The organism is Citrobacter sp. Cb028 (assembly GCF_030336705.1).
GTDB classification, from domain to species: Bacteria; Pseudomonadota; Gammaproteobacteria; order Enterobacterales; family Enterobacteriaceae; genus Citrobacter; species Citrobacter braakii.
The window spans coordinates 18,617-32,084 of the sequence record NZ_JAOWCZ010000030.1; the positions used below are offsets into that span (position 1 = coordinate 18,617).

Annotated in this window: 15 protein-coding genes; 5 read left to right on the top strand and 10 right to left on the bottom strand. The window is 51.8% G+C overall.

Annotated elements, in window-relative coordinates; genetic code table 11:
- Nucleotides 1-13 precede the first annotated feature (13 nt).
- The gene (locus OGV75_RS07085; protein ID WP_046275320.1) at nt 14-850 is read right to left on the bottom strand and encodes a helix-turn-helix domain-containing protein; all 837 of its coding nucleotides are present in this window, start codon (nt 848-850) and stop codon (nt 14-16) included.
- A 355-nt stretch (nt 851-1,205) separates the two neighbouring features.
- Nucleotides 1,206-2,111 carry a LysR family transcriptional regulator gene (locus OGV75_RS07090; protein WP_286480488.1) on the bottom strand — a complete coding sequence of 302 codons (906 nt, stop codon included), beginning with the start codon at nt 2,109-2,111 and terminating at the stop codon, nt 1,206-1,208.
- A gap of 110 nt (nt 2,112-2,221) precedes the next feature.
- Between OGV75_RS07090 and OGV75_RS07095 the strand changes: the two genes are divergently transcribed.
- The 3 genes from OGV75_RS07095 to OGV75_RS07105 all read left to right on the top strand — a co-directional run bounded on the left by OGV75_RS07095 (nt 2,222) and on the right by OGV75_RS07105 (nt 4,557).
- A complete protein-coding gene (locus OGV75_RS07095) occupies nt 2,222-3,229 on the top strand; it encodes a zinc-binding alcohol dehydrogenase family protein (RefSeq protein ID WP_094169434.1) in 1,008 nt (335 codons plus the stop codon).
- A 1-nt stretch (nt 3,230) separates the two neighbouring features.
- Nucleotides 3,231-3,536, top strand: coding sequence for a putative quinol monooxygenase (locus OGV75_RS07100; RefSeq protein WP_047358474.1), 306 nt, complete (start codon nt 3,231-3,233; stop codon nt 3,534-3,536).
- 118 nt (nt 3,537-3,654) lie between these two features.
- Nucleotides 3,655-4,557: a carboxylate/amino acid/amine transporter gene (locus tag OGV75_RS07105; protein ID WP_016155035.1), complete on the top strand. Its 903-nt coding sequence runs from the start codon at nt 3,655-3,657 to the stop codon at nt 4,555-4,557.
- A 28-nt stretch (nt 4,558-4,585) separates the two neighbouring features.
- Here the strand turns inward: OGV75_RS07105 and nlpA are convergent, their stop codons facing one another.
- A complete protein-coding gene (nlpA, locus tag OGV75_RS07110) occupies nt 4,586-5,404 on the bottom strand; it encodes a lipoprotein NlpA (protein WP_286480489.1) in 819 nt (272 codons plus the stop codon).
- Nucleotides 5,405-5,575: 171 nt separating this feature from the next.
- Nucleotides 5,576-5,992 (bottom strand): GNAT family N-acetyltransferase, encoded by a 417-nt coding sequence (locus OGV75_RS07115; RefSeq protein ID WP_016155037.1) that lies wholly within the window; start codon nt 5,990-5,992, stop codon nt 5,576-5,578.
- Between the two features lie 130 nt (nt 5,993-6,122).
- Between OGV75_RS07115 and OGV75_RS07120 the strand changes: the two genes are divergently transcribed.
- A complete protein-coding gene (locus tag OGV75_RS07120) occupies nt 6,123-6,416 on the top strand; it encodes a YicS family protein (protein ID WP_286480491.1) in 294 nt (97 codons plus the stop codon).
- Between the two features lie 92 nt (nt 6,417-6,508).
- Entirely contained in the window at nt 6,509-7,891 is a 1,383-nt protein-coding gene (gmuD, locus tag OGV75_RS07125; protein WP_047358473.1) for a 6-phospho-beta-glucosidase GmuD, read from the top strand.
- A 55-nt stretch (nt 7,892-7,946) separates the two neighbouring features.
- On the opposite strand, the gene nepI is transcribed toward gmuD, so the two are convergent.
- The 6 genes from nepI to OGV75_RS07155 form a co-directional block, all read right to left on the bottom strand.
- Nucleotides 7,947-9,131 (bottom strand): purine ribonucleoside efflux pump NepI, encoded by a 1,185-nt coding sequence (gene nepI / locus OGV75_RS07130; RefSeq protein WP_016155040.1) that lies wholly within the window; start codon nt 9,129-9,131, stop codon nt 7,947-7,949.
- Between the two features lie 118 nt (nt 9,132-9,249).
- The gene (locus tag OGV75_RS07135) at nt 9,250-9,549 is read right to left on the bottom strand and encodes a helix-turn-helix domain-containing protein (RefSeq protein ID WP_016157799.1); all 300 of its coding nucleotides are present in this window, start codon (nt 9,547-9,549) and stop codon (nt 9,250-9,252) included.
- Nucleotides 9,550-9,557: 8 nt separating this feature from the next.
- Nucleotides 9,558-9,899, bottom strand: a complete 342-nt coding sequence (locus tag OGV75_RS07140; protein ID WP_016157800.1) for a type II toxin-antitoxin system RelE/ParE family toxin — start codon at nt 9,897-9,899, stop codon at nt 9,558-9,560.
- A 100-nt stretch (nt 9,900-9,999) separates the two neighbouring features.
- Complete coding sequence (locus OGV75_RS07145; RefSeq protein ID WP_016157801.1) at nt 10,000-10,452, bottom strand: DUF1198 family protein; 453 nt, start codon at nt 10,450-10,452, stop codon at nt 10,000-10,002.
- 148 nt (nt 10,453-10,600) lie between these two features.
- Nucleotides 10,601-11,992, bottom strand: coding sequence for a hexose-6-phosphate:phosphate antiporter UhpT (gene uhpT, locus OGV75_RS07150; protein ID WP_003023929.1), 1,392 nt, complete (start codon nt 11,990-11,992; stop codon nt 10,601-10,603).
- Nucleotides 11,993-12,134: 142 nt separating this feature from the next.
- The gene (locus OGV75_RS07155) at nt 12,135-13,463 is read right to left on the bottom strand and encodes an MFS transporter (RefSeq protein ID WP_049042685.1); all 1,329 of its coding nucleotides are present in this window, start codon (nt 13,461-13,463) and stop codon (nt 12,135-12,137) included.
- Between the last annotated feature and the right edge of the window lie 5 nt (nt 13,464-13,468).

Sequence of the window (13,468 nt, forward strand, 5' to 3'; positions counted from 1 at the left end):
GAGCTTTTTTACATTACACATCTATCGGAATGTAATGTTCACAGGTGATTATTTTATTTTTAAGATCCTCTTGGTTATAATGGAATATTTCAATATCATAGCCTGCCTTTCTTTTTAATTTACTCTCCGGTAACATCTTAAAATAAATATATCTTGAATAGAGTGGATAGTCCTCTTTCTTGAATCTGAATGAAAAACAGGCATACGTTCCCGAAGGACACTCATAACGATTATAGGCATTGGGCGAATGATGACTTTTATTACCAATGATGCTTTTAACTTTCAACCGCATCATTGAGTTTGGATTAGACGAGAAATCAGTTAATGCCCACACATTTTGTTTTGAACTGGTAAGTTGCTCAAATATTAGATTTAATCGATGCAGATGTGAGTCACTGGCAGGCGGGATTGGTGTGTCATAATTGTACTGAAATCCATGCACGGTATCAGCAGGTAAGGTACGTAGTTGCAATTCGCCGACAACAATATCACTGCGCAGTACAAACGACATTAACGGCGAAAGGTCCCAACTGGGATTTTTACGGTATTCTGTGGGGGTATAACCGGTTAGTTTTTTGAATTCACGACAGAAAGATTGCTGAGAATCGAATCCCACCCGCACTGAGATATCGATAATATCCATATGAGTAAGTCGTAACAAGCTTGCTGCTTTGGTTATCCGTCGCCTACGAATATAAAGCCCCACAGGCATATTTATTCGCTGTTTTAAAATATTCTGTATATGCCTGCGGCTGTATCCGGAAAACTGTGAAATGTCATCAATACCAATGCCTGAAACAAAATTATCTTCTATATAATACAATACATCATTTATAGTCTTTGACTTCAATGGCCCTCTCCTACCCCAATAAATAACGTAATAACAAAAAGCATCAATGCGTTTAACAATCAGGCAAAGAAATAGGTATGTATCGGGGCTATTATGTTTTATATCGTAGCAGAAGGTATCTCGTCAAATACCTTTTAATAAATATACAAGTCATTAAATCATCGACCAAAAAATTCTTAACATAAATATTATAAACACTGCATTAGTTTAAGAAACAATATTTATCGAAGAAACTATACTCATTGAAACAATTATCACTAACTGATCGGCGTTCCGATCAGATTAATGCCAGCAACAGAGATTAGCTATTATTTATGCGTATGGCTATCGAATAATATTCCTGCGATTGAACACCTCACGGGAAAATGCCCAACGTGTCACACCGCACCTTCACGGCGTCATGCAGCAGACGGACCGCCGTTGAAAGCTGCTTACGATGTGGGCAAATCATATTTAGCGGGGCTTTCTCGCCCAGGTAATCAGGCATCAGTAGCTGCAATCGTCCATCACGCACATCCTCGCTGACATCCAGCCACGACTTGTACGCGATGCCTTCTCCGGCAATCGCCAGCCGTCGGATTACTTCAGCATCGTCGCTCATAATGGTGCCGTTAACCTGCACACTGCTAACCTCGCCGTTATGCGTAAACGTCCAGCGATCGTGCAGGCGTCCGCGTAAGACGAAGGTCATGGCGTTGAGCTGTGTTAAATCATCCGGAGTTTGCGGCGCGCCGTTTTGCACAACCCATTCCGGTGATGCCACCAGCACGCGTCGGTTACCCGGTGCGACAGGCAGCGCAATGTAAGATGCGTCTTCGGTGTTGCCATAGCGAAACGCTACATCGACGGGGTCTTTAAAGACATCCGTCACTTGGTCGGAGAAAAAAATCCGCAGGCGCAGCGCGGGATAGCGGCGTCGAAACGACTGAAAGACCGGCAGCAGTAGGTTCCGACCGAGATCGGAAGGTACGGCGATTTGCAGCGTGCCTGAAACTTCATCATCCGGGGTCTGAATTTTTTGCAGTCCGGCATGCATCACGTCCAGCATCTGGCGGGCATAGGGTAGCCAGACCTCACCTTCCGGCGTCAGGCGCAGACTGCGCGTGGAGCGGGCGAACAAGCGGATAGCCAGCGTAGACTCCAGGCGCTTAATAGCAGAACTGACCTGAGCAGGCTGAACGCCGACTTCGCGTGCGGCATCGCTAAAACTATTTAGCGCCGCGGCGCGGACAAACAACGTGAGATCTTCAAGCCGGAACATTTTCACTCCCCGAGTATAAGTCCTGTCGCCGAAGGGCTATTTTTCCCGTTCTGCTACCGGTTTACCATCGAATTATTCAACAGATAGAAGGTTTATTAACCGGAGAGATTATGAAAGCCATCGCTATTACCCGCGCCGCAACCGACGGCAGTAACATTGAATTTTTACAAGAGATTGACCTGCCCATGCCCGTCGCCTCCGGGCACGATCTGCTGGTTGAAGTGAAGGCCATTTCCGTCAACCCCGTTGATACCAAGGTCCGCGAAGGTTTTAACGCTGATGTGCCCCGCGTGCTGGGTTGGGACGCCGTTGGCGTAGTGAAGTCCGTGGGTGAAGCAGTCACTCTGTTCGCTCCTGGCGATGAAGTCTGGTATGCCGGTGCGCTGGGTCGTGCTGGCAGTAACAGTGAATTTCAGCTGGTTGATGAACGTATTACCGCGCTGAAGCCGCAATCGCTGGACAACGCTTCTGCTGCGGCACTGCCGCTGACCGCCATCACCGCCTGGGAAATGCTGTTCGACCGCCTGGGCGTTGAGGAAAATGGCAATGAAAATGATGTGTTATTGATTGTTGGCGCTGCTGGCGGCGTCGGTTCTATCCTGACGCAACTGGCCAGTAAGCTGACCAAAATGACTGTCATCGGTACCGCTTCTCGTCCACAGAGCCAGAAATGGGTACGTGAAGCAGGCGCTCATCATGTGATTGACCACAGCAAGCCGCTGATGGAAGAGCTGGCTCAGATAGGCATTAAAGAGGTGACGCACGTTGCCAGCCTGAACAATACCGAGCAGCACTACCCGCAAATTATTGCCGCCCTGGCGCCGCAGGGCAAACTGGCGCTGATTGACGATCCGCAAACCCTCGATGCACGTCCACTGAAGGCCAAAAGCATTTCGCTACACTGGGAATTTATGTTTACCCGTTCGATGTTTACCACCCACGACATCATTGCGCAGCATCAACTATTAACCCGCGTGGCACGGTTGATCGATGACAACACCATTCGCACCACGCTGGGCGAGCATTTTGGCGCAATCAACGCGGCGAATCTGCAAAAAGCGCACGCGCAAATTGAAACCGGTCGTTCAGTCGGCAAGATTGTGCTGGAGGGGTTTTAACATGTCTGATTCAGAGGTGATTTCAATTATTGCGGTACTGAAAGCCAGACCGGGGAAAATCGACGCACTGAAACAGGCGCTGCAGGCTCTGCTGCTGCCCACGCGCCAGGAGCCGGGCAATATTGACTATGCCCTGTTCCAGTTGCGCGACACACCGGATGTCTTCTACGTTCGTGAATCCTGGCGCGGTCAGGCCGGTCTGGACGAGCATATCGCCCTGCCCCATTTCCAGACGTTTATTCTGCAAATGAACGAGCTGCTGGCCGAACCGCTACGACTGGATTATCTGACGCCGATTGCGCCGTAAGATGACTGCCGAAGCCCCCTGCGGTGTGGGGGGCTGTGCCCGTCATGTCTCACTCGCTTCGCTATCTCTGCTATGATGCCTGCACACAAATAAAACAAAACAACATGCAGAGGGAAAGATGAGTTCCACCAGAAGAGGGATGATGAACGTCCTGATTGCCGCCGTATTATGGGGAAGTTCAGGCGTTTGCGCGCAGTACATCATGGAACAAAGCCAGATGTCGTCGCAGTTTCTGACCATGACGCGCCTGATTTTCGCGGGGCTCATTCTGCTGATGCTCTCTTTCGTTCACGGCGACAACGTATTCTCCATTATCAAAAACCGCAAGGACGCCATCAGCCTGCTGATTTTTTCCGTGGTCGGGGCACTCACCGTACAGCTAACCTTCCTGCTGACCATCGAAAAATCCAACGCCGCCACCGCGACGGTGCTGCAATTTTTGTCACCGACCATTATCGTGGCGTGGTTCTCCGTGGTGCGCAAAGCGCGGCCGGGGGTTTTAGTGCTGACGGCGATCTTCACCTCGCTCATCGGTACTTTCTTACTGGTCACCCACGGTAACCCGACGTCGTTATCTATCTCAGCTGCCGCGCTGTTTTGGGGAATAGCCTCGGCGTTTGCCGCCGCGTTCTATACCACCTACCCCTCAACGCTCATCGCGCGCTACGGCACGTTGCCGGTCGTCGGCTGGAGTATGTTAATCGGTGGAATGATCCTACTGCCGTTCTATGCCGGGCAGGGAACTCATTTCGTGGTGAATGGCAGTTTAATTCTGGCGTTTTTCTATCTGGTGGTCATCGGCACGTCGCTCACGTTTAGCCTGTACCTGAAAGGCGCGCAGATGATTGGCGGACCGAAAGCGAGCATTTTAAGCTGCGCGGAACCGTTGAGCAGTGCGTTGCTGTCCCTGCTGCTGTTAGGCATCACCTTTACCCTGCCAGACTGGCTGGGTACGCTTTTGATCCTCTCATCGGTCGTGCTTATCTCAATGGACTCACGTCGCCGCGCCAGAGCGGTTTAACCCCAACCGGCGCGGCAACGGGTGATGATTACCAGCCCGGAACTGCGCCGCCGTTAAAGATAGTTTCTGCCGCCTTCGCCACTTCCGGTGACTGATAAGATTGCAGGAATTCTTTCACATTCTCGGCATCTTTATTGTCTTCTCGCGCCACCAGAATGTTCACGTACGGTGAATTTTTGTCTTCGATAAATACGCTGTCATGTACCGGAGAAAGCCCGGTTTGCTGGATGTAGGTGGTACTGATAATCGCCACATCCACTTTTTGATCGTCCAGCACGCGCGGTAGCTGCGCCCCTTCCAGTTCCATAATTTTCAGATGTCGCGGATTATCCGTAATATCCAGCGCCGTTGGCAGCAGGCCGGTATCCGCTTTCAGAGTGATTAACTTCTCTTTTTGTAGCAGCAACAGCGCCCGCCCAAGGTTGGTCGGATCGTTAGGTATCGCAATCGTCGCACCGTCTTTTAGTTCAGTAACAGTTTTGATTTTCTTCGAATAACCCGCCATCGGGAACACAAAGGTATTACCCACCGCTACCAGCTTATAGCCGTGCGCTTTATTATCTTGTTCAAGGAACGGACGATGCTGGAAGACGTTGGCATCCAGCTCACCATGATTAGTGGCATCGTTGGGCAGCAGAGAACCGCTAAACCCCACCAATTCCACCTCCAGGCCATATTTTTCTTTAGCGACTTTCTTCGCGACTTCCGCCACATCCTGCTCTGCACCGTTAATCACGCCCACTTTAATATGCTTTGCATCATTGTTCTGCTGATCGCATCCTGCCAACAATAATCCCGCCAGTAATAACGCCGCCCCAGCCCCGAAATAAGGTATCTTCAGTTTCACGTTTTTTCCTTTTGCAATAACCGCCTGATGAGTAATGAAATGACTATAGCGGGAAGGCCGCTGCGGTTTAAAAAACGAAAAAGCATCAGCAAGAAGAAAAAAGCATAATGCGAAAAGGAAAATGAGTCGGAAGGTGCCGTTAGGTCATCCCTTTTGCAGTCCTTCCGGTCATCAAAACGTTTTCGACAAATAATGGCGCGCGGAACCGGTTTCTGGAAAGTTATCGAGGGTCATTTGCAACTGATAGCCGTTTTTCTGATAAAACGGCAGCGCCTGGAAACTCATCGTGTCCACCAGCGCATGCAGGCATCCTCTCTCACGCGCCGTCTGTTCAGCGGCCTGCATCAACTTTGTGCCGTAACCGCCTTTACGCAGCGAGTCATGCATCCACAGAAAATCAATGCACAGCCATTCGCCTTTGATTTTACCGATCAGCCCGCCCAGTATTTCATTGTGCTCATCACGCCAGTACACCGCCAGGTCGCCAAAATTGGTGGTCCTCAGGAACTGGCGATTGTAGGCGCGCAATCCAACAAGCAGAGCATTTTGATCGTCTTCAGTAATGGTATCTGTAATCTGTATTTGCATCCTATCCTCCTGAAAAACTAAAACTTCTGGCTGATTTTCTTTTTAGAAATTAACACAGGCTGATGAGTGAGGCGCATGCCGTCTACACTTACTCTTGAGATGATGCGCATCGACAACAAGGATTATTATCATGAAAAAAGCCGTTTTACCGCTTATTGCCATTCTTTTCATGCTGCCGGGTTTGGCGCAGGCCGATTCGGCTTATGGCTCTCTACAGTCCGTTCATGAAAAAAACACCGTATTGAAGGATTTACGCAAGATTTGTACCCCGCAGGGGTCGCCATCGGATGAGGTGTGGGAAAAAACGATTATGGCTGATACCCGTAATCAGCAACACATCCGCGAAGCCATTCTGGCAATACAAAGAAACAATCAGAACAACTACTGGGAAGCGCTGGGCAAAGTTGAATGCCCGGATTTGTAACTATCGCATTGAAAAACGAGTGCTGTAACCGGTTTCTGTTTTGCAAAATCGCCTATTGTGTAGGGAAATGAAACACATCAAGGAGCAAGATAATGCGATACCGTTTTCCCGAAAACTTTTGGTGGGGCAGTGCCTGCTCGGCGCTGCAAACCGAAGGGGATAGTCTGAACGGCGGCAAAAGCCAGACGACATGGGACGTGTGGTTCGACCGCCAGCCTGGGCGTTTCCATCAGGGGGTTGGCCCGGCGAACACCTCGACCTTTTATCAGCACTGGAAACAGGACATCGCACTGCTCAAACAGCTGAAGCACAACAGCTTCCGCACTTCAATCAGTTGGTCACGACTGATCCCAGACGGTACTGGCGACGTCAACCCGCAGGCAGTTGATTTCTATAACAATGTCATCGATGAGCTGCTGGCGCAAGGCATTACGCCATTTATCACCCTGTTTCACTTTGATATGCCGATGGTGATGCAGGAGAAAGGTGGCTGGGAAAACCGAGATGTGGTTGAGGCGTTTGGTCGCTACGCACAAACCTGTTTTACCTTGTTCGGCAATCGGGTGAAGCACTGGTTCACCTTTAACGAACCGATTGTCCCGGTAGAAGGCGGCTATCTGTATGACTTCCATTACCCTAACGTGGTGGATTTCAAACGCGCGGCCACCGTGGCGTATCACACCGTACTGGCGCATTCCACGGCGGTACGCGCGTACCACGCCGGAAGTTATGACGGTGAAATCGGTGTGATCCTGAATTTAACGCCCTCTTATCCGCGCTCACAACACCCAGCGGATGTAAAAGCTGCGCACCATGCGGATCTGCTGTTTAACCGCAGCTTCCTTGACCCGGTGCTAAAAGGTGAATATCCGGCGGATCTGATAGAGCTGCTAAAAGAGTACGATCAACTCCCAGCATGTCAGCCAGGCGACAGTCAGCTCATCGCCGATGGCAAAATCGACCTGCTCGGTATTAATTATTATCAGCCGCGCCGCGTGAAATGTCGTGATACTGCCGTCAATCCTGACGCGCCGTTTATGCCGGAGTGGCTGTTTGATTATTACGAAATGCCGGGGCGTAAAATGAACCCTTACCGTGGCTGGGAAATTTACGAGCCAGGTATTTACGATATTATTACTAATCTGCGTGATAACTACGGCAACCCGCGCTGTTTTATTTCTGAAAACGGCATGGGAGTCGAAAATGAGCAACGTTTTATTCAGCAGGACCAAATCAACGACAGCTACCGCATTGAATTTGTTTCCGCGCATCTTAAATGGCTACATAAAGGCATTAGCGAAGGGTGTAATTGTCTTGGCTACCATATGTGGACCTTTATTGATAACTGGTCCTGGCTCAATGGATATAAAAACCGCTACGGTTTTGTCCAGTTAGATTTAGATACGCAAAAACGTACGGTGAAGAAAAGCGGCGAATGGTTTGCCCATACCGCCGAAAACAAGGGTTTTGATTGATTCAGTCGTCAGATAACGGTGTTGCCTGAAAGCTGCGCGCCATCAGGCAACAATCTCACTGTATTCTGACCTTCATCGTGACCAGAAGCGCCGTCAGCAGCATCAGGCTGCCGGAAAGCATCAGGGGTGAAAGCAGTCCGAGGTTATCGAGCGCATAGCCTCCCACCGCTGCCCCGCAGGTATTGGCAAGTTGGATCACGGCGACCTGGACGGATCCGGCTTTTTCTGCCTGATCGGCAAGCGATCGGGTGATCCACGTCGACCAGCCGACCGGAACCAACGCAAACGCCAGGCCCCAGATAATCGCAATACCTGCCGCCACAACTTTGTCGCTACCCCACAGGATCAGGACCAGCGCGCTAAGCGCCAGCACCAGCGGCGCACCGGCTAAGGCCAGTTTGACCGAGCGCTTCAGAACCACCGAGGAGAGCGACGTCCCGACAAAGCTGGCGATACCAAAACTCAGCAGCACCAACGTCAGGCCATCAACTTCAAAGCCTGCCAGATTCATATAGATCGGGCGAATATAGGTAAAGAAGGCGAACTGTCCGGCAAAGGACATAAAGATGGCAATCATCCCGGCCATCACCCCCGGGCGCTGCAGCAGGCTGAACATATTTTGTTTCTGATGCGAAGGTTCACCTGGCAACGACGGCAGCGCTCTCACCACCCAAATCGTGCACAGCACGCCCATTACCGCCGCCGCATTAAACACGTTGCGCCAGCCGATAATACCGCCCAAAAAACTCCCCAGCGGCGCGGCAATCACCAGCGCGACAGAGACCGCGCCAAAAATCACCGACAGCGCTTTCGGTACCGTACGGGCGGGAACCAGACGCATGGTCAGCGACGCCGACATCGCCCAGAATCCGCCAAGCGCCAGACCGAGACAGGCGCGGCCAATGAGCAGCAGTGAAAAAGAGTTGGCAAAGGAAACCAGCAGGCAGGAGAGCGTCAGCAGCACCGAAAACACGATCACCACGTAGCGACGATCGGTCGCCTGGATAATTTGCGTCACAAACAGGCTGGCGAACATGGCAACAAATGCCGTCACAGTCACCGATTGTCCGGCAACACCTTCAGAAATCCCCAGATCCTGCGCCATCGGCGTTAACAGGCTAACGGGCAGAAACTCAACGGTTATCAGGCAGGCAACGCAGAACGCCACGGCGAATACCGCCGACCAGTTCGGTCGGGCATTTGCCTCAGCGCGGGATTTTTGTTCAACAGCTTCACTCATTTTGTTACCTGCGTGGGGTTATTGCAGAAAAGTTACGCAGTGTAACATTAAATTTGTGACGTATTTAACGTTTTGGCAACTACTTTCATCTAACACAAAATCCAGGCCACACGGATTTTTAAAGATGAAACGCGACTCTTTTACCTGTCGGTAACTTAACATCAATGCTCAGTTCGCCACCTAACGCCGTGACATAACGCTTAAGCGTCGACAGACGAGGATCGTTATCCGCCTGTTCCATTTTTGCGATTGTTGGCTGCTTAACGCCCATTGCCGAGGCAAGTTCCGCCTGAGAGAGATTCAGTTCTTCCCGTAACATATTTAACGCAATCACCTGACGTAGCACTTCTACTTTTTCAGCAATGCGCTCCTGGCTTTCCGGGCTTTGTTTCGCCATCAATTCTTTAAGCGTCGCCATAATTTTCCTTACTTATTAAGGTGATTTCGGTACTCAGCGTCAGCAAGCCTGATCATCTCTTTATAGAATTTCTTCTCGTTTAACCCTGTTTTGTCGCCAGCGCATAACACGATGCCATGGCGAGAAGGATCAAACACGAAGAACGCCCGAATCGGGTTGCCCTGATGCTGCACTCGCAACTCTTTCATATTTGAAAAAGCAGAAGCATTTACCGTATCAGCAAACGGCCTGCCTAACTGAGGACCATACTCGGATAAAATCATCATCGCTGCGAGCATATCTTCCTTGAGCGCCTCGGTCTGTACGTCAAACCATTTATCGAAAACATCCGTTGTTTCCACTTCCCACATCAACGATCCCTCATAGCTAATAAGCTATAGGTAAATTATAGCCCATTAGCTATTAAATCAATTTATATTTGCACAATTAATTCGCCAACAGGCATGACTGTCAGTGCAGCCAGTGCACGCCATCTTCGGGCTGGAAAAAGGCGTTATAGCGCATCTGAAACGCATTAAACTCCTGCATATCCGGCTCTATCTCGCGCAGAAAACCAAGCGCCAGACGCACCTGTGCGTCAGTAATCGGCGTGGCCAATCGGGCTTTTTGCAGCCAACGGTGCCATTGCAGCAGATTCGACTCACTGCCGTCGACAATAACGATTTGCCAGATCAACAACACCTGGGCAGCATTTTGCAGATGCGATTCATCTGGGCGGTGGAGGTACTGTAAAAAAGCCTCACCCTGTACTTTTCCCATCTGATCGATCATCGACTCTACCGGCACAACATCAATATTCAGTCGCTCGCTCAGACGGCGAATTGCCCGTCGAGATCCGGACGTCAACACCCGAAAACCCACTACAAAAACAACGACCAATGTGGCCAGCATTATCCAAATCATGCGCACATCCATTACCAGACAGGATGCCCATCATAACGGCAAATTCCTCTCTGTCGACGACTGAACGTATCAACACGATTCAGGATGGTTCCGCGACATAAAAAAGCCCGCCATCCAGGCGGGCAAAAGTTACCAATGCACACTTAACTTAAGCGACTTTCAATTGTTGAATTTTTTTCTCGCGGCGAATTTTACGTTCTTCAAACACGGCCACGATGGCCATCAGGCAGATACAACCGATGGCGGCGGTATCCAGCGCGGCGAACGTGCCCGCCCAGCCGGTCAGACCGAAAATCGGCGTGCCGTCGGCAATCATCCCCAGACCCAGCTTGGCGAAGCTGTCACCAATCAGATATGCGAAGGTGCCTTTAATCCCATCGGCTGCGCCGATCGCTTTTTTCGGTACGAATCCGACGGCAGCAACGCCGATTAACAGCTGAGGACCGAACACCAGGAAGCCCAGCGCAAACAGCGAAGCCAGATAGACATACTGGTTGCTGGCGTGCTGATAAACGCCCAGGGTAGCGATAATCAACGCCAGCGCCACGCAAGCTACCAGCGCACGACGACCGTTAGCCAGGTCAGAGAGCCAACCCCACAATAGCGTGCCGACCAACGCGCCCACTTCAAACAGGGTAAAACCCTGAATCGCCACTTCTTTGGAGAGCTTCAGCTCCTGGAAAGCGTAGACAGTGGACCACTGGTCGATACCGATGCGCACCACGTACAGGAAAATGTTGGAGAAGCACAGCAGCCAGATCACTTTGTTTTTCAGCACGTACTCAACAAAGATCTGCCATTTGGTCATCTCATTTTCTTCAGTCTCTTTGTCCTCTTCGCTTATCTCCTCGCCGAACAGCTCTTCAGCTTTACCGAGGCCATAAGACTCCGGGGAGTCGCTGCCGTAGCGCAGGCCGATAAAACCGACAATCAGGGCGATAATCGACGGGAAGATAAACATACCAATGACGTGACCGTCGAACAGATAGTTGGCACCAAACAGCGCCACGCCAGCCGCACCCGCACCACCGAGGTTATGGGAGATATTCCACATACCGAGGTAAGAACCCCGCTTGCGACGCGGCGTCCATTTGGTGATGGTGGAATAGCTACACGAGCCGCCGGTACTCTGGAAAAAACCGCTCAGCGCGTAGAAGGCGATCATCAGGAACAGGCTGGTTGAACCCGCACCCATGCTGGCGCTGAAGCCGAGCATACAGATGGCGGAGAGGATCAGCATAAATGGCAGGAACTGCTTGGTATTTTTGCCGTCGGCATAGTAGGAAACCAGCGTTTTACCCACGCCGTAGGTGATGGAGAAGCCCAGGCCAATCATCCCCAGCTGCGTCATGCTCAGCCCGTAGGTGGAGATCATGTCGTTCTGCGCGATGTTGAAGTTTTTGCGGATCAAATACATGGTCAGGTAGCCAATAAAGACTACCAGATAGGACTGCATGAACGGTTTGAACCACATTTTGCGCCGCACATCGAGCGGCAGATCCAGGGTCGGCTTGCGTACCTGGTTTAGAAAGGCCAGCATTTGACACTCCCGAGCTAATTTTTATACCTGCGAATGGCAGGCATTGTAAAAATCAGCCGGGGGACGCGCCTGAGACAGCGTCCAGGTGAAACCGGGAAAATTTCTTAGTTTTACCCTACTCGGGGCAAAAAGGTGAGGTGCATCACGCTTCGTTGAGTTCGCGTGGAGCCTGGGCGTTCAAAAACGGCAGCAGCAGCAGCGCGGATATCCCCGCCGCAATGGCGATCACCACAAAGAATCCGGTCCAGTGCCAGACCTCCATCACCTTCGCCAGCGGCCAGCCGGAAAGCGATGCCCCCAGATAGGCAAACAGCCCGACAAATCCGGTTGCCGCGCCCGCTGCCTCTTTGTGCGAGCACTCCGCCGCCGCCATGCCGATCAGCATTTGCGGGCCGAAGACGAAGAATCCGGTGGTGAAGAAGCACGCCGCCTGCATCACGTAACTGGCGAACGGCATCAGCCACAACGAGCCCACGGAGAGCAAAATTCCGGCAGCGAAAATCAGGTTCATTGGACCGCGGTTGCCGTTAAACAGTTTGTCCGAGCCCCAGCCTGCGACCAGCGCGCCGATAAATCCGCCCAATTCGAACATGGTCACGGCGGTATTGGCGGTCACCAGATCCACGCCGAGCGTCTCCGACATATACAGATTGCCCCAGTCGTTGATGGCGGCGCGGACGACGTACACCAGCACGTAACACAGCGACAGCAACCAGATATAGGGATTCAGCAATACATAGCGGGTGAGGATCTCTTTACGGCTCAGCCCTGCGCCTTCCTGCTGCTGGGCGATTTCCAGCTCATCATGGCGCCAGTCGCCAATCGGCGGCAGACCAATCGCCTGCGGCCTGTCGCGCAGCCGCCAGCAGAGAAAAACCCCCACCACAATCGCCAGCAGCCCGGCGATCATCATCCCGGCACGCCAGCCGTAGTGCAGCGCCGTCGCCGCCATCACGATAGGGATCAGCGCCCCGCCAACATTGTGCGCAGTATTCCACAGCGCCCACCAGCCGCCGCGTTCGGTACGCGAATACCACGCAGTCAATAAACGCGCGCAGACCGGCGACCCCCAGCCCTGGAAAAAGGCGTTCAGCGCCCAGAGCACCGCAAAAGCCCAGAGCGAGGTGGAGAAGCCAAACAGAATGTTCACCACGCCGGTGGCGATAAGCCCAAACCCCATAAAATAGCGGGCGTTGGAACGGTCACTGACGATACCGGAAACAAACTTCGACAGGCCGTAGGTGATGTAAAACAGCGTCGCCAGCAGACCAATGTCGCTGCGGGTCAGCACGCCGCTGGTGAGGATATCCGGTACGGCGGCGTTGAAGCTCTTGCGTGTGAAATAGAACAGCGCGTAGCCGAGCCAGATAGTGGTCAGAATATGCCGCCGCCAGTAGCGGTAGAGGGCATCCACTTCACGCTTATCGGTGATGAGCGGCGCGCTGACTGGGGCTTTTAAAAACGAAAACATGACCG

Bases quoted from the DNA above. Each gene is read 5' to 3' on its own strand.
- OGV75_RS07090 (WP_286480488.1), bottom strand. From the start codon at position 2,111: ATGTTCCGGCTTGAAGATCTCACGTTGTTTGTCCGCGCCGCGGCGCTA.
- OGV75_RS07095 (WP_094169434.1), top strand. From the start codon at position 2,222: ATGAAAGCCATCGCTATTACCCGCGCCGCAACCGACGGCAGTAACATT.
- OGV75_RS07100 (WP_047358474.1), top strand. From the start codon at position 3,231: ATGTCTGATTCAGAGGTGATTTCAATTATTGCGGTACTGAAAGCCAGA.
- OGV75_RS07105 (WP_016155035.1), top strand. From the start codon at position 3,655: ATGAGTTCCACCAGAAGAGGGATGATGAACGTCCTGATTGCCGCCGTA.
- OGV75_RS07115 (WP_016155037.1), bottom strand. From the start codon at position 5,992: ATGCAAATACAGATTACAGATACCATTACTGAAGACGATCAAAATGCT.
- OGV75_RS07120 (WP_286480491.1), top strand. From the start codon at position 6,123: ATGAAAAAAGCCGTTTTACCGCTTATTGCCATTCTTTTCATGCTGCCG.
- gmuD (WP_047358473.1), top strand. From the start codon at position 6,509: ATGCGATACCGTTTTCCCGAAAACTTTTGGTGGGGCAGTGCCTGCTCG.
- nepI (WP_016155040.1), bottom strand. From the start codon at position 9,131: ATGAGTGAAGCTGTTGAACAAAAATCCCGCGCTGAGGCAAATGCCCGA.
- OGV75_RS07135 (WP_016157799.1), bottom strand. From the start codon at position 9,549: ATGGCGACGCTTAAAGAATTGATGGCGAAACAAAGCCCGGAAAGCCAG.
- OGV75_RS07140 (WP_016157800.1), bottom strand. From the start codon at position 9,899: ATGTGGGAAGTGGAAACAACGGATGTTTTCGATAAATGGTTTGACGTA.
- OGV75_RS07145 (WP_016157801.1), bottom strand. From the start codon at position 10,452: ATGATTTGGATAATGCTGGCCACATTGGTCGTTGTTTTTGTAGTGGGT.
- uhpT (WP_003023929.1), bottom strand. From the start codon at position 11,992: ATGCTGGCCTTTCTAAACCAGGTACGCAAGCCGACCCTGGATCTGCCG.
- OGV75_RS07155 (WP_049042685.1), bottom strand. From the start codon at position 13,463: ATGTTTTCGTTTTTAAAAGCCCCAGTCAGCGCGCCGCTCATCACCGAT.